Source organism: Bacillus sp. FSL R9-9497 (genome assembly GCF_038005805.1).
GTDB classification, from domain to species: Bacteria; Bacillota; Bacilli; order Bacillales; family Bacillaceae_G; genus Bacillus_A; species Bacillus_A cereus.
Map to the genome: position 1 here is coordinate 358,357 of NZ_JBBOTY010000001.1, position 19,368 is coordinate 377,724.

The window sequence follows — 19,368 nt, forward strand, 5'->3', positions numbered from 1 at the left end:
TAAAATTCAATATGTTCATAAAAACATCTGTTTTTCATAAGTATAATTAACCCGAATCGTTTGTAATGTGGGAAGGAGACTGGAACGTTGAAAACATTAGAACTACAAGAGCGCTTAACGGAGATTTTTCAGCATTTACACGAAAACCCTGAAGTAAGTTGGAAAGAATATGAAACGACAGCGTATATTACTGACTTTTTAAAAGAAGAAGGAATTTCATATAGAACATTTGATGATTGTCCAGGTGTAATTGCTGAGATTGGAGGCGGGAATCCAGTTATTGCGATTCGTGCTGATATGGATGCACTTTGGCAAGAAGTAAATGGAGAATTTAAAGCGAACCATTCATGTGGCCATGATGCTCATATGACCATTGTAATGGGACTTATTTTACAATTGAAAAATATGAGATGGAAAAGTGGTACGGTTAGATTTATTTTTCAGCCAGCAGAAGAGAAGGGGAATGGTGCTTTAAAGATGGTGGAGAAAGGTGCTGTAGATGATGCTGATTTCTTATTTGGCGTCCATCTAAGACCAATTGAAGAACTATCTTTGAAACAAGCAGCTCCATCTATTCGTCATGGAGCAGCAGGATTTTTAGAGGGGATGATTCATGGGGAGGATGCACACGGGGCAAGACCACACCAAGGTGTGAATGCAATTGATGTCATTTCTATGATTAATATCGGTTTGAAAAATATTTGGCTGCCACCGCAAAGTTCTTATTCAGTAAAAATGACGAGATGCCAAGCTGGTGGTGATAATTTAAATATTATTCCGGGAAATGGTCATTTCAGTTTAGATGTAAGAGCAGAGAGTAATATACTATTAGAAGAATTAAAGAAAAAGATTGAGCATGTAATAGAATCAGCTGCATCGATGGGGTCGAAAACTTCATACGAATGGATGGATCTTGCACCAGGAGCAGAGGTTTCCGAAGAAGCAGAGCGCTTTATGCGTAAAGGTATTCTCGAAGTGTATGGGGAAGAGAGATGCACAGGGCCTCTCTATACGACAGGAAGCGATGATTTCCATTACTATACAGTGAAAAGACCACATTTAAAAGCTGTCATGCTTGGACTAGGAGCAGACCTACAACCTGGATTACACCATCCGTATATGAGGTTTGATCATAGTTGTATTATGGATGGGGTAGAAATATTGAAACAAACTGTATTGAAAGTGTTAGAAGACAGGGGCTAAAGAGCTCCTGTTTTTTTGTCGTGAATTGTCGGTAAATCGATATATTTGAAAAATCGTTGATATATTTGAAGTTACGATAGATATATTAAGAAAATCGTTAATATAATTTCACATATCTATTAATTTGATGAAAAATGAGCCTCCAGTACATGGTGTATAATAATAAGTACCATTTTTTAATAGGAGAAAACGAATGAACGAACAATATTACGATGCAGTTTTACATATAAAAACAGTCGGTGAGCAAAAAGGATTTAACAAATCTATGCATTATCACCGTTATGAACCGACGCCGTATAGCGGATTAGATGAGTTACTGAATCAATATGAAATAAAAAGTAGTGACCGAATTGTAGACTTTGGGTGCGGAAAAGGGCGATTAAACTTTTATATGCATCATAAATGTGGGGCTTCAGCAGTTGGAATTGAAATGAATGAAGAGTTTTATAAAGAAGCGATCGATAATCGAGATCGTTATGCCCGAAAGGCACGAAACAGTAAGGGGAAAATTCAATTCCAATGTTGTTTAGCGCAGGAATATGAGATTGATCCACATGATAATAGGTTTTATTTCTTTAATCCGTTTTCTGTGCAAGTGTTTATGAATGTAGTAAATAACATTTTGTTTTCAGTAGAAAACACGGGGAGAGAAGTGGATATTATTTTATATTATCCTTCTGAGGACTATATTTTCTTCTTAGAAAATCAGACTGCGTTTGAGCTGAAGAAAGAAGTTAGATTGCCAGGTGCTTATGAGAAGAATGGGAATGAGAGGTTTTTAGTTTATACATTAGGGTAATAAAAAACAGGTGCCAAGGCACCTGTTTTTATTAGTTACGGATTAAGTAATCAAATGCACCTAAAGCTGCGTTTGCACCTGAACCCATAGAGATGATGATTTGTTTGTACGGATTATTTGTACAGTCACCTGCAGCAAACACTCCTGGTACGTTTGTAGCGCCGTGCTTGTCTGTTACGATTTCACCGCGAACGCGTTCAACTGTTTCGCCTAACCAGTCTGTGTTTGGCACAAGACCGATTTGTACGAATACACCTTGTAATTCAACGTGATGAACTTCTTCAGTTTCACGATCGATGTAAGAAATACCATTTACTTTATCAGTACCAGTGATTTCTTTCGTTTGAACGTTTTTCAGAACAGTTACGTTTGGTAAGCTGTTAAGACGCTCTTGTAATACAGCATCAGCTTTTAATTCTGGCATGAATTCAAGAACAGTTACGTGCTTAACGATACCTGCTAAGTCGATAGCTGCTTCAATACCAGAGTTACCTCCGCCGATAACTGCTACGTCTTTTCCAGTGAATAATGGACCGTCACAGTGTGGGCAATATGCTACACCTTTATTTTTGAACTCAGCTTCACCTGGTACGCCAACATTACGCCAGCGAGCACCTGTAGAAACGATTACGCTCTTACTTTTCAGAATAGCGCCGTTTTCAAGTTCCACTTCAATAAGTTCTTTTTTCTCTAAACGTTTCGCACGTTGTAGATTCATTACATCGATGTCGTATTCTTTTACGTGTTCTTCAAGGCTTGCTACTAGCTTAGGACCTTCAGTCTTTTTTACGCTGATGAAGTTCTCAATGCCCATAGTATCCATTACTTGACCACCGAAGCGCTCAGCAACGATACCAGTGCGGATGCCTTTACGTGCTGCGTAAATTGCTGCACTTGCACCAGCAGGGCCCCCACCAACAACAAGAACATCGTATGGATCTTTATCAGAAAGCTCTGATGCATCTGGACCGTTACCCATTTTAGCTAAAATTTCTTCAAGTGTCATACGGCCGCTTCCGAAAGATTCGCCGTTTAGGTAAACAGTTGGTACTGCCATGATGTCTTTGCTTTCTACTTCCTCTTTGAATGCAGCGCCATCAATCATAGTATGTGTAATACCAGGGTTAAGAACGCTCATTACGTTAAGAGCTTGTACAACATCAGGACAGTTATGACAACTTAGGCTGATATAAGATTCAAAATGATATTCGCCTTGAATGTTTTTAATTTGATCGATTAATTTTTGTTCAACTTTTGGAGCGCGTCCACTTACTTGTAGTAAAGCTAACACTAATGATGTAAATTCGTGTCCTAATGGAATACCAGCGAATACGACACCAGTGTCTTCACCAGGGCGGTTTACGCTAAAGCTTGGTGTTCTCTCTAATTCAACTTTTTCTACTGTAATCTTAGATGACATAGTAGCTAATTCGTCTACTAGAGCTAACATATCTTTAGATACGTTATCGTCTCCTGCGCTTACCTTAAGTAAAATATCGTTCTCCATTAATTGAAGGTATTGGGATAGTTGTGTTTTTATATCTGCATCTAGTATCATTTTGATCGAACTCCTTAGATTTTGCCTACAAGGTCAAGGCTTGGTTTAAGTGTTGCAGAACCCTCTTGCCATTTAGCTGGGCAAACTTCACCTGGGTTGTTACGTACGTATTGAGCAGCTTTAATTTTGTTAACAAGAATGCTTGCGTCACGGCCGATACCGTCAGCATTGATTTCCATAGATTGGATAACGCCGTCTGGATCGATGATGAATGTACCACGAGCAGCAAGACCTTCTTCTTCCATTAAAACGTTGAAGTTTGTAGTGATTGTGCGAGTTGGGTCACCAATCATGATGTACTCGATTTTGCCGATAGTTTCTGAGCTATCATGCCATGCTTTGTGAGTGAAGTGAGTGTCTGTAGATACAGAGTATACTTCAACGCCTAAGTCTTTTAGAGTTGCGTATTGGTTTTGTAAGTCTTCAAGTTCAGTTGGGCAAACGAATGTGAAGTCAGCTGGGTAGAAACAAACTACACTCCATTTTCCTTTTAAACTTTCGTCAGTAACTTGGATAAATTCTCCATTATGGTAAGCATTAGCTTTAAACGGTTTTACTTCTGTGCCGATTAATAACATGTTAAAATTCCTCCTAAATGTTGGTTTTGAGCATCAAAAAATAGTGTGCTCATAAAATATATTTTTTAATTAACTATAATAATTCTAATTCGATATTAATTATCATATAGAAGTGGTTATTTTGTCAAGAGAATAAACCAACTTTATACCAATTTAATTAATATTTATTCTCAATTAAGGCTAACAGGGAATGGAAAGGTAACTTTAAGTCTATAAATTTTCAATGATTGTTTGAAAGAGTAGTGTGTATGTTAGAAATATGGTGTAAGTGTAAATTCTTAGGAAGGAAATATTTCTTAGAAGTTATGTATTTGAAAAGGAACTGCTTATTTCTATTTTACAAAGAATTGTGCGATAAATAAAATAAAATGAATCGAAATCTTTTTGAACAATTTTTGTCATCTCAAATATATAATTAGGAAGTATATATTTGAGATGACAGTTAGAAACATTGACTCAAAATGCTAACAAGATATAATAAAACCTAGATATACCTTTCAAAAAGAAGAATACATATTTATAGGATGAAAAAATTCAACCTATTATTTTTTATAGCTTTTGGAAAACGCTTACAATTGGTGTGGAGGGGAAACCATGTCTAAGTTCACAAAGTATTTTTTAATGGAAGCTAGCGATGTGATTGCATATGTGAAAGAGAAATTATCTAAGTTTGAACATGCAAAGGGGCTAAAGTGTAAAGAAATAGGTGATGGCAATTTAAATTATGTGTTCCGCGTTTGGGATGAAAAAGAGAACATGTCTGTCATCGTAAAGCAAGCTGGGGATACAGCTCGCATTTCAGATGAGTTTAAGTTATCGACGAATCGTATTCGTATAGAATCAGATGTTTTGCAGTTAGAGCATGAGTTAGCACCTGGACTTGTTCCTAAGGTGTATTTATTTGATAGTGTGATGAACTGTTGCGTAATGGAAGATTTATCGAATCACACAATATTACGTACAGCACTTATAAATCATCAAATATTTCCGCAGCTTGCTGACGACTTAACTACTTTTATGGTAAATACACTTTTATTAACATCTGATGTTGTAATGAATCATAAAGAGAAGAAGGAACTTGTGAAGAATTATATAAATCCTGAATTATGTGAGATTACAGAGGACCTCGTATATTCAGAACCATTTACAAATCATAATAAGCGTAATGAGTTATTTCCTTTAAATGAGGGATGGATTAGGGAGCGTATTTATAGTGATAAAGAGCTTCGTATGGAAGTAGCGAAACGTAAATTTTCTTTTATGACGAATGCACAGGCATTGCTTCATGGTGATTTACATACTGGTTCTGTTTTTGTAAGAGATGATTCTACAAAGGTTATTGATCCTGAGTTTGCTTTTTATGGACCTATGGGATATGACGTCGGGAATGTAATGGCGAATTTAATGTTTGCTTGGGTGAATGCAGATGCAACGATGCTACCTGGAGCTGAGAAAGATACGTATATGGATTGGTTACAAACTACGATGGTAGAGGTAATTGATTTATTTAAGAAGAAGTTTTTAGATGCTTGGGATATTTATGTGACCGAGATTATGGCGAAGGAAGAAGGCTTTAACGAAGCCTATTTACAATCTGTATTAGAGGATACAGCTGCAGTGACAGGTCTTGAATTAATCCGCCGTATTGTTGGATTAGCGAAAGTAAAAGATATTACTTGTATTGAGAATGAGGAAGCACGTGCTAGAGCGGAGCGAATTTGTCTTCAAGTAGCGAAGAGTTTTATTTTACGAGCGAATCAATATAGAACGGGTACAAGTTTTGTAGCAACGTTAAAAGAACAGTCAATGCACTACGCGGAGTAAGGGGAGAATATGATGGAAGAGCAATTAATACCAATTCAGTGGAAAGATGATGCTTTAGTTTTGTTAGATCAAACGTTATTACCGAATGAAATTGTTTATGAATCTTTTAAAACAGCTGAAAGTGTGTGGGATGCCATTCAAGTAATGAAAGTACGAGGTGCACCAGCGATTGGTGTTTCAGCAGCTTATGGAGTGTATTTAGGGATAAAGGAATTTGCTGAAGGTACGGAAGAAGGATTTATGGATGAAGTAAGAAAGGTATGTACATACTTGGCGACATCAAGACCGACTGCCGTAAATTTATTTTGGGCACTTGAAAGAATGGAAAGTGTAGCGACAGATAATATTCATTTATCAATCTCACAGCTGAAAAATAGATTACTAGAAGAGGCAAAAGAGATTCATAGAGAAGATGAAGAAATTAACCGTCAAATTGGAGAACATGCATTAACATTATTCCATGATGGAATGGGAGTATTAACACATTGTAATGCTGGTGCGTTAGCGACGACTAAGTATGGTACTGCGACGGCTCCAATGTACTTAGCGAAAGAAAAAGGATGGGACTTAAAAATCTTTTCGGATGAAACACGTCCAAGATTACAAGGGTCAACGTTAACGGCATTAGAACTACAGCGAGCGGGAATTGATGTTACTGTCATTACGGATAATATGGCGGCTATGGTCATGTCACAAGGGAAGATTGACGCTGTAATTGTTGGATGCGACCGTGTGGCAGCGAACGGTGATATAGCAAATAAAATTGGAACATTAGGCGTATCTATTTTAGCGAAATACTACAACATTCCGTTTTATGTAGCGGCACCAACGCCGACAATTGATTTAAAGACATCGACAGGAAAAGAAATTCCGATTGAAGAAAGAGATGCTTCTGAAGTGATTAATCGCTTCGGACAATATTCAGCTCCGAAAGAAAGTAAAGTATATAATCCAGCATTTGATGTTACTCCACATGAAAATGTAACAGCGATTATTACAGAAAAAGGGATTGTAAAGGCACCGTTTACGGAGAATTTAAAAAAGCTATTTCAATAAGTAGATAAATGTAAAAGTCAGTCATCATAAGCTTCATACTTAGGGGGATGTATATGTTATTACCAAAAGAAAGAGAAGAAATTGTAGCGTATGGAAAGAAAATGATTTCTAGTGGTTTAACAAAGGGAACGGGCGGTAATATTAGTATCTTTAATCGTGAACAAGGTCTTGTTGCGATTAGCCCAAGTGGTTTAGAGTATTATGAAACAAAGCCTGAAGATGTAGTTATATTAAACTTAGATGGTGAAGTAATAGAAGGAGAGAGAAAACCATCAAGTGAATTAGATATGCACCTTATTTACTATAGGAAGCGTGAAGATATAAATGCGCTTGTGCATACACACTCTCCTTACGCGAAGACGATTGCATCATTAGGATGGGAGCTTCCGGCTGTGTCGTATTTAATTGCTTTCGCAGGACCGAATGTGCGCTGTGCACCGTATGAAACATTTGGTACGAAGCAATTAGCAGAGGCTGCTTTTGAAGGCATGATTGATCGTCGTGCTGTGCTACTTGCAAATCACGGTTTAATTGCTGGTGCAAATAATATAAAAATGGCATTTACTGTTGCAGAAGAGATTGAGTTTTGTGCTCAAATTTATTATCAAACGAAAAGCATTGGGGAACCAAAGCTATTGCCAGAAGATGAGATGGAGAATTTGGCGAAGAAGTTTGAAGGGTATGGGCAGCAGTAGAATGAAACAAAAACACCCTCAAGAAATCTTGAGGGTGTTTTTTAAGCTTTTTTAAGCAACAAATACATAAAGTAAGGAGCGCCAATTAAAGCAACGACAATACCTGCTGGGATGCCATTAGGCTCAACGATGTTTCGTCCGATTGTGTCTGCTAATAGCAATAGCCATCCGCCGATTAAAACGGCGATAGGCATGAAAATTTGATGTCTCGGACCTACTAAAGATTTTGCGATATGAGGAGCCATTAGTCCGATAAAGCTAATTCCTCCTGTTACAGAAACAGCTGCAGCAGCAAGCGCAACGGCTGCAACTAATAAGTATCTGCGTTCTTTTTCAATTTCAATTCCAACGCCGATTGCGACGGGCTCGTTTAATGCTAGAATGTTTAATCGATTTGCTTTATAGAAAACGAACGGAATGAATACGATTAACCATGGGAGCATTGCGAAAACGAAGATCCAGTCATCTCCCCAAATGTTTCCGGCAATCCACTTGGCGATAAAGTCTACTTTCATACGATCAGCGGATGAAATAAGGACAATCATCATTCCAGATAGTGCAAATGAAAAACCGATACCGGTTAATGTTAATCGCACCGGCTGAAGTCCAGTTGATTTACTATATGAAAATACGTAAATTAGAACAGCTGTCAGAAATGCTCCGATAAATCCAACGACAGGTAGTAAGTAAAGAAATGAACCTACATCTATTGGAAAGTATAAAAAGAAAATAGCAACAGCAACACCGGCCCCAGAGTTGATTCCGAGAATACCAGGTTCAGCTAAATCATTTCGGGTAATTCCTTGTAGGATAGCACCTGATAAAGCGAGAGCCATACCAGCTAATAATGTAATGACAATTCTAGGTAGTCGTAAAGAGTATAAAACAAACTCCTCTTTAAAAGTTCCTTGTCCCATTAATGTTGGGAGTAGTCGATCATAAGATAAAGATGCTGAACCAAGTCCCATTCCAACTACAATGGTTGTGATGATTACTATAAGTAAAGCGAGTATAATGAGACGCTGTTTTCTTAAAATAGATTGCATCATGAGAATGTTTTTCCTCCTTTACGTACAATGAATAGGAAGAATGGTAACCCTACAATCGCGACAATTGCCGCAACTGGTGTTTCGTATGGAGCGTTAATAGTACGTCCGATTGTATCTGCAAGTAGCATAAAGGAAGCTCCAGCAATTGCTGACATCGGTATAACAAATCGGTAATCTGGACCGACAATTGGGCGTACCATGTGAGGTACCATTAAGCCGATAAATGCCATATTTCCGACAAGCGCTACAGATGCACCTGCAAGTAAGATAATAATGATAAATAAAATGGTTTTAATAACAATAATTTTTTGACCTAGTCCAATAGCCACTTCCTCACTGAAACTAAGAACTGTCAATTTTTTTGCTAGTAAGATAGCGATAAAGATACTAATTGAAATGACTGGAATAATAATTTTTAATTGGCTCCAAGTTGTTCCGATTACGCCCCCAGCAGTCCAAAGTGATACATCTTGTGAAATTTTAAAGTAAATGCCGATTCCTTCTGAAATTGCGAGTAGAAATGCTGAAACTGCAGCACCCGCTAATACAATTCGAAGAGGAGAAAGGCCGCCTTTTTTCACCATACCAATTCCAAATACCATAATTGCGCCAATTGCAGCACCGATAAAGCAAGCTAATGTTAAGTAAAGATAGCTGATGGAAGGGTTGAAAGCAAGTGTCAGTGCAAGCGCAGCATTTGCTCCACCAGATAGCCCTAATAATCCAGGATCCGCAAGTGGATTTCGTGTTAATCCTTGCATAATTGCTCCAGAAACGGCTAATCCAGCTCCTACAAAAATAGCAGCAACTTCACGTGGTAAACGTATTTCTCGAATAATAGATATTTTGTCTCCTTTAGCGGAGGAAGTGAGTGCTGACCATACATCTTTTATCGAAGTATCTGCAGCACCTAATACCATTGCAACCATAAAAATAAGAAAGAATGCAATTAAGCTTAAAATTAGTTTGTATGTAAAAGCTATAGAACGTGGATTGTCATGATCTTTTGTCATTCGTTTCACATCTTTTCTGTTCATAGAATAAAGGAAGAGGAATTCTTAAATTAAGAATTCCTCATGTTTGTATTATTTACCAAGAAAGCTCTTCTTGAAGAAGTCTAGTTGGAAGTCTAATGTAAGTGGATCATTGAAATAGAATTCCATCATGTTTGCTTCATATACGCGATTATTTTTTACTGCTGGGATGTTTTTATATGATTCTGTCTCTTGGAATGAGTTATCAGTATCTTTGTTTTTACTTACGATTAAGTAATCACCAGCAAACTCAGGTAATACCTCAGTAGATAATGCGTAGTAACCTTCTTTTAACGCTTTTTCTTTTACTTTTTCAGGCATTTTTAATTTCATTTCTTGGTACAGAATTTCTGTTCCACGGCCCCAGTTTTCGCCGTATACATAAAGCTGTTTGTTGAAGTTTTCTACAACAGAAACTGTTGCATCTTCACCGATTTTTGCTTTAATTTCTTTACCAGCGTCTTGTGCACGTTTCTTGAAGTCATCAACCCAAGTTTTTGCTTCTTTTTCTTTGTTTAATAACTTACCGATTTCTAAATGCTGTGTTAAGTAATCAACTTTTCCGTAAGTGTATGTTACAGTAGGAGCGATTTTCTTTAACTTATCAACATTTTTAATATTTGATAAACCAATGATTAAATCTGGGTTTAGCTCAGCGATTTTTTCAACATTTTCATCTGATACTTCAGCAACATCTTTCAATTTGCTATCAAAACGTGGGTTTTGTTTAGACCATGAATCTACCCCAACAAGATTTACTCCTAATGACATTACGTTACCAGCGAATGATGATAAAACTACAACGCGTTTTGGATTTGCAGGCACTTCTACTTTACCATTTTCAGATTGGTATGTAATTGTTTCTGATTTACTACCTTTTGTATCGTTCTTTTTGTCTGTAGAGCCATTGCTACAAGCACTCATAACAAGAACGAAAAGAACTGTTAGTGAAATAAATAACTTTTTCATCGTCTTTCTCCTTTAACATAGATGATATGTGTATACAATAATTTGTTTAACTGTAATCTTTTTGAAAGAGTAGTGGTAATGCAAAATGTTTATTAAAAATCTTGAATGTGAGATTCTACAATATAGTATTAACCATATTAATAAAAGAAGATGTAATCTCAAATTTGCTAATTATTAACAAATTGATAATGATTATCACTATTGATTCATTAAATAATATAATTTTATCTAGTTGTATTGTCAATAGTAATTTTAATTGTAAATTTTGCAGAAACAGGTTATATTTTATTGAGAATGATAATCAATGATTAGTAGCTGAGGAGTGAAGGTTAATGAATAGAGAAGAATTGTTTGATGTAACCGTGATAGGCGGGGGACCTGCAGGGCTTTATTCAGCTTTTTATAGTGGACTCAGAGAGATGAAAACAAAAATAATAGAATTTCAACCACAGTTAGGTGGAAAAATACATGTGTATCCGGAAAAAATGATTTGGGATGTAGGAGGACTATTGCCAGTTACAGGTGATAAGTTAATTGAACAACTTGTACAGCAAGGGTTAACATTTAAGCCAGAAGTTGTATTAGATACAAAAGTGGAATCAATTATTCGTAATCAAGATGGTACTTTTACATTAAAAACAAGTACTGGGGAAGAACACTTTTCAAAAACAGTTATCGTCGCAACAGGAAGTGGTATATTGAAACCGCAAAAGTTATCTATTGAAGGTGCTGAGCGATTTGAAGTATCGAATTTAAATTATACAGTTAAATCTTTAAAGCGTTTCAAAGGTAAAACAGTTATTATTTCCGGTGGAGGCAATTCTGCTGTTGATTGGGCAAATGAATTGGAACCAATTGCGAAAAAAGTGTATGTAACGTATAGAAAAGAAGAATTATCTGGTCATGAAGCACAAGTAAAACAACTTATGAACAGCTCAGCGGAGTGTTTCTTTAATACATCGATTACAAAATTAATTGCTGGTGATAATCATGAAGCAATCGAATATGTAGAATTAACAAATCATGAAACAGGTGAGGTTTCTCATTTACCTATTGATGAAGTTATTATTAATCATGGATATGAACGCGACATTACATTATTAGAAAATAGTGAGTTAGACGTTGCAATTATAGATAATTATTATATTGCAGGTAATGCAAATAGTGAGTCTTCAGTAGATGGATTATATGCTGCTGGAGATATTTTAAAGCACGAAGGGAAACTACACTTAATTGCAGGTGCATTCCAAGATGCGGGAAATGCTGTGAATAAAGCAAAACAATTTATCCAACCAGATGCAAGTGAGTACGGAATGGTTTCTTCTCATAATGAAGTATTTAAGAAGAGAAATCGCGAACTGATTAAGCAGATGATGAAATAATAAGGAACAAGTACACCCCCACGTATTTCTCTATTCAAATGGATGAGAGATGTACGTGGGGGTTTTCCTGTTTACTATATTTTCTATCATTATAATGACACCGGTTTCATCAGTTCATATGATATGAACATTTTATTGGTAAAGCATCCTAGAAAACAATTTAGCTATGTTTTGCTTACGCAGAACATGGCTAAATTACGCTGTCCCTTTAGCGCGTTCATTAGGAAATGGCATATTTAGTATAGAAGCAATATACTGTTTTCCATGCATTCGAGCTAATGATTCTAATATTTGGCGAACACGTTTTGTAAGATGACCTTGTTTTTTGATGGCTTCACAATATGCGTCATAGAAGGCATATTTAGCCCAAAGGAAATCATCTTGTTGGAATAAGAAATGATTTTTGTACCATTCACCAATTGTATGATAACAATTGTTTTCATGTATTGCTGTGCTTTGAGAAAGAAAACGATCAGATAAAGATACATTCAAATGAGAAATTGTGTTTTCTGTTTCAACTTGTAGTGTTTTTTCTAACATTGTAATGATGTGACGAGTAGCCATATGTTAACTCTCCTTTGTGTAAATGGGTAATACCATTCTATATTTAAAAAATTCTTACTATATAATACTATACAATATATGGAATGCATCTACCTGCTTTTTGAACTGCATTTACAAAATCTTTTTTATTTGTTTACAAAAATAAAGTAAGATACAGTATAGATGAAAAAATAATAAAGGAATGAACGCATTGTATATAACAGTAGAAGAGACTGCGGAGTATTTGAATTTACCAAAATCGTATATTGAAGAGTTAATTCAGCAAAAGAAAATTCGTGCGCTATTCGATGGAGAGCAATATTTAGTAAATAAAGAACAATTTAATACACATTTAGAGCAAATGGAGAAATATAAGCAATTAGTGGAAGAAATATTGAACGAACCAATTCCAGAAGATATGGATGTTAAAGACGAAGATTAAACTATGGAAAATCCCTTATGAAGATATGCAGAAATGTATATTCATAAGGGATTTTTTGTTTGAAGATATCAAAAACATAAGGAGTTCTTAGCCTTTCCTCAAATTTTGATAGGTAGTAGTCTACCATGTTAAAAGCATATTTTTTTCTAGCTAGGACAAACATAGAGAACGTAACCTGTACAGATACATATACTATCAGTGCAAAAGCTTATAAATTAATGGAAGGGGTTTTCTCGTGAGTTTATTTCATTGTGATTTTCTGAAAGACTTAATTGGATCTTTTGTGAGAGTAAACAGGGGTGGTCCAGAATCTCAAAAAGGGACAATAGTCGCTGTATGTTCGGATTACTTTGTATTAAAGAATGAAAAAGGAGAGCTCTATTACTATCAGATTCGTCATCTGAAAAGTATTACAAAAAATGCGAAAGATTGTAAAGCAGATGATTGCAGATGGTTGGAATGTGAATGTGAAGATGACTTTGAAAAGTTACTTCAAAGCTTCAAATATTGCTGGGTGAAAATTAATCGTGGTGGCCCAGAGAAAGTTGAAGGTATTTTACAAGATGTTTCTTGTGAATTTGTGACACTAATTGTAAAAGAAGAAGTTATATTAGTTGCAGTATCTCATATTAAGAGTGTAACAGTACCTTGTAGAGAGAGCGAAGAAAGCGAAAGTGAAAGCGAAAGTGAAAGTAATAATTCAGGTCGAGCTCGCGCACAAAGACAGTCAAGAAGAGGAAGATAATAAGAAAGGAGGATATAAATTTGGAAAGTATATTATGCTGTGAACAAATTAAAGGCTTAGTCGGTGAGACTGTAAAAGTAAATCTTCGTGGACCAGAGAGTCGAGTGGGGGTACTTGTATCGTTAGGAAGAGATTACCTTACATTACAACTTCCTCTTGGTGAATTAGTATATTACCAATTGAAACATGTGAAAAGTCTAGTTAAGAAAGTGAAAGAAAGTAAATGTGGCGACGGCTATGTTTCATGTTTCTGCTCTGATGATGATACTTTTGTCGATGTATTATGTGACTTGAAGTATAAGTGGGTAAAGATTAATCGTGGCGGCCCAGAGTGTGTAGAAGGCTTATTAAGTGAAGTGCATGAAGAATGTATTACGCTAGTAAACGGTGATGAAGTTATTTATATCATTAATTATCATATTAAGAGTGTGAGTCAAGTAGTGAAATGTAAAAAGAATGAAGATGAATAATGTTTAATAAATAAGAGGGGCATTATGAGGGAAAGAGAAGAACAATTTCTTATTTCGATAGTATGAAAAGGAATTACTTACTATTAAGACAGAACATTGCCCTGATTTTTTTTTTGAAACGAAAGATAGGAAAGCTGAAATTCATAGGAAGGAGGATATAGATGAATGAGTTAAACAAAAGTATTGGGGAAAATATATATGTTAAATTAATCGGTGAAAAAAGGTTTAAAGGTATATTAATAGACGTAGGAAATGACATTATTGTTCTTTACAATGGACAAGACTATGTATATATATCTTTATATCATGTACAATACTATAAATTTTTAAGACCACATGACGAAGACATACTAAAACCAGATGTTGATTCTGTAATTAAGAGGGAATCCCCTTCAATTTCTTTGAGAAAAGTATTAAGTACTTCTAAAGGGATTTTTACAGAAGTTTATGTAGCAGGAAATGCTCCAATACATGGTTATGTTACAAGTGTGATGAACGACTATATTGTTTTTTATAGTCCGGTTTATAAAACGGTATATATATCTTTAAAGCATTTAAAATGGTTAATTCCGTATAAAGAAAACCAAGTACCGTATGCCCTCAATAAAAATGAACTCCCCGTAAATCCGTTAAATATTACATTAGCTAGAACATTTGAAGAGCAGCTTATTAAAATGACTGGGAAAATTATGGTGTTTGATTTAGGTGAGGAGTCCAATAAAATTGGAAAAATGGCGAAAATTGATGAAGGGCATATTGAAATATCAAAAGCACGTGATGCAAAAATGTATGTGAATATTCAACATGTAAAATCCGTCCATTGTCCGTAGATTAGTTGGAAGGGCTGACTTTTTCTTTTATATGCAGAAGAAAAGGTCGAGCCTATTTGTTTTAGTTTAATTTGAAGATGAGGGGAAAAATGAATTGAATATAAACATAGTATAGTGTGATTTTTTAAAAGGTAACTTTGCACTAACTTATAAAAATTGTGTACGAGCTATCTTTTTATGTATTCAATTTATTTTTTGAGGAGGAGTTGCTCAACTAATTTATTAAAGGGGTTTTGTTTGTGGAGCAGTTTCCGAATTCGTTATCAATTACATTGCTTGGTAGTGCTGGTGGAGCAGCAAAAGCAGTTTTAGCAATTTTAAATCAAGCGATAGCAAATGAAAAAGATCCAATTTATGAAGTATTAAAGAATGCCAAATTTCATTTAGTGGATATAAAACAAAAAGATAGGACTTATTATGATGAGTTGTTTTCGAATTTGAAAGGTCAATTATATTTATATGAGATAAACCTTCAAAATGTAGTGGAATTTAAACAACATTTAAAAGAAAAAAGTACGAGTGTTGTGATTGATGTTTCAGGGGCAGATACAATTAGAGTATTAAGCTGCTGTAATGAATTAGGAATTTGTTATATTAATTCAGCCTTGGAAAATGAAGCAGTAGATCAGGACGACAGCTTAATCGGCTTTCAGCTTACGGAAAGATATACAAGGTTTGAGAAGGAGAAAGAGAAATTTACAAATACAAAAGCGATTATAGGTTCAGGTATGAATCCAGGTGTTGTTCAATGGATGGTTGTTGAGCTTATGAAGGAACGACCAAATGAAAGGCCAAGAGCATGTTATATTGTAGAACATGACACGTCGTTTTTGCATGATACAGCACTTATAAAGCCACATACACTTTATGCTTCATGGGCAGTAGAGCGATTTTTAGATGAAGCAATCTGGAGTTATCCGATGTATATGAGTCATCATCGTCCTCTTTACTTTTATGAAGATGTATATGCTTCAGAGTATAAAGTGAAGTTAGGAGAAAAAGAATTCTATGGTTGTTTAATGCCACATGAGGAAGTATTAATTTTAGGGAAAAACTTCAATATGGAAGTTGGTTTTCTTTACCGAATTAATGAGTATACAACAAATATAATTAGACAGAACTTAGATCAAGTAGAAGATTTATGGAACTGGAATCGTAAAGTGTTTAATCCAGCGGAAGAAGAGGTTGCTGGAGAGGACTTGGTCGGTGTGTTACTCGTTTATGAAAATAGTGAGACATATATGTATAATGTAATGAATAGTAGCCAAGTTTTTCGTAAATATAAAACGAATGCAACGTATTTTCAGGTAGGGTGCGGGATTTATGCGGGCTTGTCTAGTTTACTTTTAGATCAATTTGAACAAGGCGCTTATTACGTCGAGGAGTTGTTATTAAATACAGAAAGTAAGTACGGTGAGTATTTAAATTTATATATGAAGGATTTTGTAATAGGGCATAATAATTTTACTGATGGATTGTTACATGATAGGGTAAGTTGGATATAAGTTGTTACTAAAAGGAAGGAGAGATCTCCTTCCTTTTAGTATTATAAGGTTAAATATTGCCCTGAAAGCAATTTCATACTTATACTTTAAGGAGATAACAATGAAAGTTTTTTGTATCGATCAAGGGGAGTTTTTATATGAACAAATACAAGAGCTTGATTTATGAAGAAAGAAGAGCCTTAAAGGTATTTATATTATTATTTTATATTATATTCTTTTTATATGACGCTATATATTATTTTGTATATCCTGCTATGAATATTAGTGGAACAGCGGTAGGGTGGCCAGAAGGTAGTCTTGGGATAGGTGTGCCTATATTTGTAATAGCATTATTTCCTATTTCTATATATCTTCAAAAAAGAGGGTATGTATATTCTGTAAAATATTTATTTTTATTTGGATACATGTTTATCAATCTTGTTAATAATTTAATGATTTATTTGCGAACGGATAGACCTTTTGAACATGGTAGTATGGTAGAAATGTTGTTAATTTTATTTGCCCCAGTTTTCGTGAATAGAAAATACTTTTATTTAGTTTCCTTTAGTGTAATTGGAAAGTACGTATTTTTCACATTGCTATTACAAGATTTAAAAGTGATAATTCCACTTGTTTTATGTGTATTTTATTTCATTATTTCACATTCTTTATTAAAACGATTTCAATCTTATGTAAGAACAGTGGTTGAAATGATGAACAATATGAAAGAGACGGAAAATTTAGCTGTGATTGGGACTATGTCTACAACAATTGCCCATGAAATTCGAAATCCACTAACAGCGTTAAAAGGGTTTACGCAAATGCAAAAAGAAAGAAATCCAACTGATACGATGAGCTACGACATTATGCTACAAGAAATTGAAAGGGTTAATGGATTTGTTAGTGAATTGATGTTGTTAGGGAAACCAAAACCAACAAATTATGAAAGGTGTAATATACGAGACACCCTTCTATATGTTGTGCATCTAATGGAAAGTTATGCAACGCAATATAGAGTTAAATGTAATTTACAAGTAGATGGAAATTTACCGGCTATAAACGGTGATGATAAGCAATTAAAACAAGTGTTATTAAATATCATTAAAAATGGAATAGAATCAATGCCAGAGGGTGGAGAAATTCATATCCGTGCATATCAAAAAACGCAAGGACATTTGTGTATTTCTGTTGAAGACCAAGGATGCGGTATAGAGAATGAGAAGTTAGAAAAAATCGGCAAGGCGTTTTACACAACAAAGGAGAATGGTACAGGACTTGGATTAATGATTACATATAAAATTATTAAGGAACATCAAGGGAGTATCACGATCCAAAGTAGTCTAGGAGTAGGAACGAAAGTAGAAATTTTTCTGCCGACCGTTTAATGTATTTGAGAAAAGATTTTTCAGAAAAGTGTTCTTGTTGTGTAAATATAAACATTTTATAAAATGTTTCAAGAAGGGTTTTTTTTATAAAATACTTCGTTTATAATGGAGGAAAATATCGACATGAGATTGATTGCTCATGTAACGGTTCAGTAGTGTTATGAAAAGATAAGAAGGGGTGCACGCGCATCCTTTTTTCTATGCAGATATTATGAAAGAGGTGGTATGATGGAATTAACATTAAATTCGACTGTATGTTTACACACGATTCAATTTCGAAAAGAGCAAAAGAATTATACTGTAAAAGACACAATTACAGGAGAAAAATATGAAATGCCGCCACTTTGGATTGATGCATTGGCAATGATGCGTGACGGTTTTTTATTGGGGGAAATTGAGGAGAAATTAAAAGAAGAGTATCCATCCGAAGAAGTGAATATGTTAGCATTCACGAAGCAACTGTTAGAACTAGAACTTGTTGAAATGGTAGATGGGGAAGAAATAGCTTGTACAAAGAAGAAAGAGAAGGATTATTTAGCTTGGTTACGTCCTCATGTTGAGCAATTCTTTCTTAATTTAAATAAAAAAAATAGAAGCAAAGGTCAATGATGATCTTTGCTTTTTTGTATAGTTTGTTTAAAAAATTACAGCAAATGCCCTTGCAAAAGCACCGTCGCTATCTTTAATTTTTAAAGGTGCTGCTGAGAAGAAGAAACGTTTCGTGTGAATGGCATCTAAGTTTGTTAAGTTTTCGATTAAATAAATATTATTCCCAAGTAGTATGTGATGAATTGGTGATGTTTCTGTCGTTACCTCATCAGGAGAAATAAAATCTAAACCGACAGATTTTACTTTTAATTGTACTAGTTCCTCGGCTAATTCTTCAGAAAGATAAAAAGCTTCTTTCTCATACGCCTCTGTGTTCCATTTAGTAGATAGATTGGAATGGAAAATAACAATATCTCCTTCTTTTATATCAGCATCGTGCAGTACTTCTTTAGGTAGTTTTCGTTCTTGTACGTGAGTTACATCAATAATAACAGCTTCACCTACAAATTGATCCAGCGGTAATTGATCGATGGTCGTTGCGCCTGAAATAAAATGCGCAGGAGCATCACAATGCGTGCCAACATGAACGACAGAATGAAAATCTGTAACTTGATAGCCTGATTCTTCAACACTTGTAACAGCTTCTAGTTGTATTTTAGGTGTTCCAGGAAATTGAGACATATTATTTTCAAATGTTTGTGATAAATCAATTACTTTCATTTTACATACCTCCAATATATGTTTTTCAAATAATAAAAAGCTCATCCTTCAGT

The 19,368-nt window shown here is 35.0% G+C and carries 20 protein-coding genes; 13 read left to right on the forward strand and 7 right to left on the reverse strand.

The window, feature by feature from the left end; translation table 11 throughout:
- The first annotated feature begins 87 nt into the window (after positions 1-87).
- Together MKY21_RS01930 and MKY21_RS01935 are read left to right on the forward strand one after the other, a co-directional pair.
- The gene (locus tag MKY21_RS01930; RefSeq protein ID WP_000853516.1) at positions 88-1,203 is read left to right on the forward strand and encodes a M20 peptidase aminoacylase family protein; all 1,116 of its coding nucleotides are present in this window, start codon (positions 88-90) and stop codon (positions 1,201-1,203) included.
- 193 nt (positions 1,204-1,396) lie between these two features.
- On the forward strand, positions 1,397-2,002 hold the full coding sequence (locus MKY21_RS01935) for an SAM-dependent methyltransferase (RefSeq protein ID WP_044584081.1): 606 nt from the start codon (positions 1,397-1,399) through the stop codon (positions 2,000-2,002).
- A gap of 31 nt (positions 2,003-2,033) precedes the next feature.
- On the opposite strand, the gene ahpF is transcribed toward MKY21_RS01935, so the two are convergent.
- Both ahpF and ahpC read right to left on the reverse strand, forming a co-directional pair.
- The gene (gene ahpF, locus MKY21_RS01940) at positions 2,034-3,560 is read right to left on the reverse strand and encodes an alkyl hydroperoxide reductase subunit F (RefSeq protein ID WP_000599501.1); all 1,527 of its coding nucleotides are present in this window, start codon (positions 3,558-3,560) and stop codon (positions 2,034-2,036) included.
- A 14-nt stretch (positions 3,561-3,574) separates the two neighbouring features.
- Positions 3,575-4,138, reverse strand: coding sequence for an alkyl hydroperoxide reductase subunit C (gene ahpC / locus MKY21_RS01945; RefSeq protein ID WP_000924420.1), 564 nt, complete (start codon positions 4,136-4,138; stop codon positions 3,575-3,577).
- Positions 4,139-4,732: 594 nt separating this feature from the next.
- On the opposite strand from ahpC, the gene mtnK reads away from it, so the two are divergent.
- The 3 genes from mtnK to MKY21_RS01960 are packed head-to-tail and all read left to right on the forward strand — an operon-like array spanning position 4,733 to position 7,713.
- Positions 4,733-5,962 (forward strand): S-methyl-5-thioribose kinase, encoded by a 1,230-nt coding sequence (gene mtnK / locus MKY21_RS01950; RefSeq protein WP_341075313.1) that lies wholly within the window; start codon positions 4,733-4,735, stop codon positions 5,960-5,962.
- A gap of 9 nt (positions 5,963-5,971) precedes the next feature.
- The gene (mtnA, locus tag MKY21_RS01955) at positions 5,972-7,018 is read left to right on the forward strand and encodes an S-methyl-5-thioribose-1-phosphate isomerase (protein WP_001998967.1); all 1,047 of its coding nucleotides are present in this window, start codon (positions 5,972-5,974) and stop codon (positions 7,016-7,018) included.
- A gap of 53 nt (positions 7,019-7,071) precedes the next feature.
- The gene (locus MKY21_RS01960) at positions 7,072-7,713 is read left to right on the forward strand and encodes an L-fuculose-phosphate aldolase (RefSeq protein ID WP_000926291.1); all 642 of its coding nucleotides are present in this window, start codon (positions 7,072-7,074) and stop codon (positions 7,711-7,713) included.
- Between the two features lie 41 nt (positions 7,714-7,754).
- Here the strand turns inward: MKY21_RS01960 and MKY21_RS01965 are convergent, their stop codons facing one another.
- From MKY21_RS01965 to MKY21_RS01975, 3 genes are read right to left on the reverse strand one after another with little or no spacing between them, the layout of a single operon-like run.
- Positions 7,755-8,762 (reverse strand): FecCD family ABC transporter permease, encoded by a 1,008-nt coding sequence (locus MKY21_RS01965; RefSeq protein WP_044795626.1) that lies wholly within the window; start codon positions 8,760-8,762, stop codon positions 7,755-7,757.
- On the reverse strand, positions 8,759-9,799 hold the full coding sequence (locus MKY21_RS01970; protein ID WP_044795627.1) for a FecCD family ABC transporter permease: 1,041 nt from the start codon (positions 9,797-9,799) through the stop codon (positions 8,759-8,761). Before MKY21_RS01970 ends, MKY21_RS01965 begins: the two co-directional genes overlap by 4 nt.
- A 48-nt stretch (positions 9,800-9,847) precedes the next feature.
- Complete coding sequence (locus MKY21_RS01975) at positions 9,848-10,765, reverse strand: iron-hydroxamate ABC transporter substrate-binding protein (protein WP_000732587.1); 918 nt, start codon at positions 10,763-10,765, stop codon at positions 9,848-9,850.
- 332 nt (positions 10,766-11,097) lie between these two features.
- Here MKY21_RS01975 and MKY21_RS01980 point away from each other — a divergent pair, with 332 nt between their 5' ends.
- A complete protein-coding gene (locus tag MKY21_RS01980; protein ID WP_001078284.1) occupies positions 11,098-12,147 on the forward strand; it encodes an NAD(P)/FAD-dependent oxidoreductase in 1,050 nt (349 codons plus the stop codon).
- 195 nt (positions 12,148-12,342) lie between these two features.
- Here MKY21_RS01980 and MKY21_RS01985 read toward each other — a convergent pair whose 3' ends face one another.
- Positions 12,343-12,711 carry a hypothetical protein gene (locus MKY21_RS01985; protein ID WP_000235475.1) on the reverse strand — a complete coding sequence of 123 codons (369 nt, stop codon included), beginning with the start codon at positions 12,709-12,711 and terminating at the stop codon, positions 12,343-12,345.
- Positions 12,712-12,892: 181 nt separating this feature from the next.
- On the opposite strand from MKY21_RS01985, the gene MKY21_RS01990 reads away from it, so the two are divergent.
- The 7 genes from MKY21_RS01990 to MKY21_RS02020 all read left to right on the forward strand — a co-directional run bounded on the left by MKY21_RS01990 (position 12,893) and on the right by MKY21_RS02020 (position 18,655).
- Complete coding sequence (locus MKY21_RS01990; RefSeq protein WP_001998970.1) at positions 12,893-13,132, forward strand: helix-turn-helix domain-containing protein; 240 nt, start codon at positions 12,893-12,895, stop codon at positions 13,130-13,132.
- 235 nt (positions 13,133-13,367) lie between these two features.
- Positions 13,368-13,877, forward strand: coding sequence for a hypothetical protein (locus MKY21_RS01995; RefSeq protein WP_000051534.1), 510 nt, complete (start codon positions 13,368-13,370; stop codon positions 13,875-13,877).
- Positions 13,878-13,897: 20 nt separating this feature from the next.
- Positions 13,898-14,347 (forward strand): hypothetical protein, encoded by a 450-nt coding sequence (locus MKY21_RS02000; protein WP_000443835.1) that lies wholly within the window; start codon positions 13,898-13,900, stop codon positions 14,345-14,347.
- A gap of 161 nt (positions 14,348-14,508) precedes the next feature.
- Positions 14,509-15,177 (forward strand): hypothetical protein, encoded by a 669-nt coding sequence (locus tag MKY21_RS02005; protein WP_001004268.1) that lies wholly within the window; start codon positions 14,509-14,511, stop codon positions 15,175-15,177.
- Between the two features lie 239 nt (positions 15,178-15,416).
- A complete protein-coding gene (locus MKY21_RS02010) occupies positions 15,417-16,682 on the forward strand; it encodes a hypothetical protein (protein ID WP_000434721.1) in 1,266 nt (421 codons plus the stop codon).
- 137 nt (positions 16,683-16,819) lie between these two features.
- The gene (locus tag MKY21_RS02015) at positions 16,820-18,046 is read left to right on the forward strand and encodes an ATP-binding protein (protein WP_001046106.1); all 1,227 of its coding nucleotides are present in this window, start codon (positions 16,820-16,822) and stop codon (positions 18,044-18,046) included.
- Positions 18,047-18,274: 228 nt separating this feature from the next.
- A complete protein-coding gene (locus MKY21_RS02020; RefSeq protein WP_000424119.1) occupies positions 18,275-18,655 on the forward strand; it encodes a hypothetical protein in 381 nt (126 codons plus the stop codon).
- A gap of 27 nt (positions 18,656-18,682) precedes the next feature.
- On the opposite strand, the gene MKY21_RS02025 is transcribed toward MKY21_RS02020, so the two are convergent.
- Positions 18,683-19,315: a cyclase family protein gene (locus tag MKY21_RS02025; RefSeq protein ID WP_000862975.1), complete on the reverse strand. Its 633-nt coding sequence runs from the start codon at positions 19,313-19,315 to the stop codon at positions 18,683-18,685.
- Positions 19,316-19,368: the final 53 nt, after the last annotated feature.

Coding starts and splice junctions, on each gene's coding strand:
- MKY21_RS01935 (WP_044584081.1), top strand. CDS start 1,397: ATGAACGAACAATATTACGATGCAGTTTTACATATAAAAACAGTCGGT.
- ahpF (WP_000599501.1), bottom strand. CDS start 3,560: ATGATACTAGATGCAGATATAAAAACACAACTATCCCAATACCTTCAA.
- ahpC (WP_000924420.1), bottom strand. CDS start 4,138: ATGTTATTAATCGGCACAGAAGTAAAACCGTTTAAAGCTAATGCTTAC.
- mtnK (WP_341075313.1), top strand. CDS start 4,733: ATGTCTAAGTTCACAAAGTATTTTTTAATGGAAGCTAGCGATGTGATT.
- mtnA (WP_001998967.1), top strand. CDS start 5,972: ATGATGGAAGAGCAATTAATACCAATTCAGTGGAAAGATGATGCTTTA.
- MKY21_RS01960 (WP_000926291.1), top strand. CDS start 7,072: ATGTTATTACCAAAAGAAAGAGAAGAAATTGTAGCGTATGGAAAGAAA.
- MKY21_RS01965 (WP_044795626.1), bottom strand. CDS start 8,762: ATGATGCAATCTATTTTAAGAAAACAGCGTCTCATTATACTCGCTTTA.
- MKY21_RS01970 (WP_044795627.1), bottom strand. CDS start 9,799: ATGAACAGAAAAGATGTGAAACGAATGACAAAAGATCATGACAATCCA.
- MKY21_RS01975 (WP_000732587.1), bottom strand. CDS start 10,765: ATGAAAAAGTTATTTATTTCACTAACAGTTCTTTTCGTTCTTGTTATG.
- MKY21_RS01980 (WP_001078284.1), top strand. CDS start 11,098: ATGAATAGAGAAGAATTGTTTGATGTAACCGTGATAGGCGGGGGACCT.
- MKY21_RS01985 (WP_000235475.1), bottom strand. CDS start 12,711: ATGGCTACTCGTCACATCATTACAATGTTAGAAAAAACACTACAAGTT.
- MKY21_RS01990 (WP_001998970.1), top strand. CDS start 12,893: ATGAACGCATTGTATATAACAGTAGAAGAGACTGCGGAGTATTTGAAT.
- MKY21_RS02005 (WP_001004268.1), top strand. CDS start 14,509: ATGAATGAGTTAAACAAAAGTATTGGGGAAAATATATATGTTAAATTA.
- MKY21_RS02015 (WP_001046106.1), top strand. CDS start 16,820: ATGAACAAATACAAGAGCTTGATTTATGAAGAAAGAAGAGCCTTAAAG.
- MKY21_RS02020 (WP_000424119.1), top strand. CDS start 18,275: ATGGAATTAACATTAAATTCGACTGTATGTTTACACACGATTCAATTT.
- MKY21_RS02025 (WP_000862975.1), bottom strand. CDS start 19,315: ATGAAAGTAATTGATTTATCACAAACATTTGAAAATAATATGTCTCAA.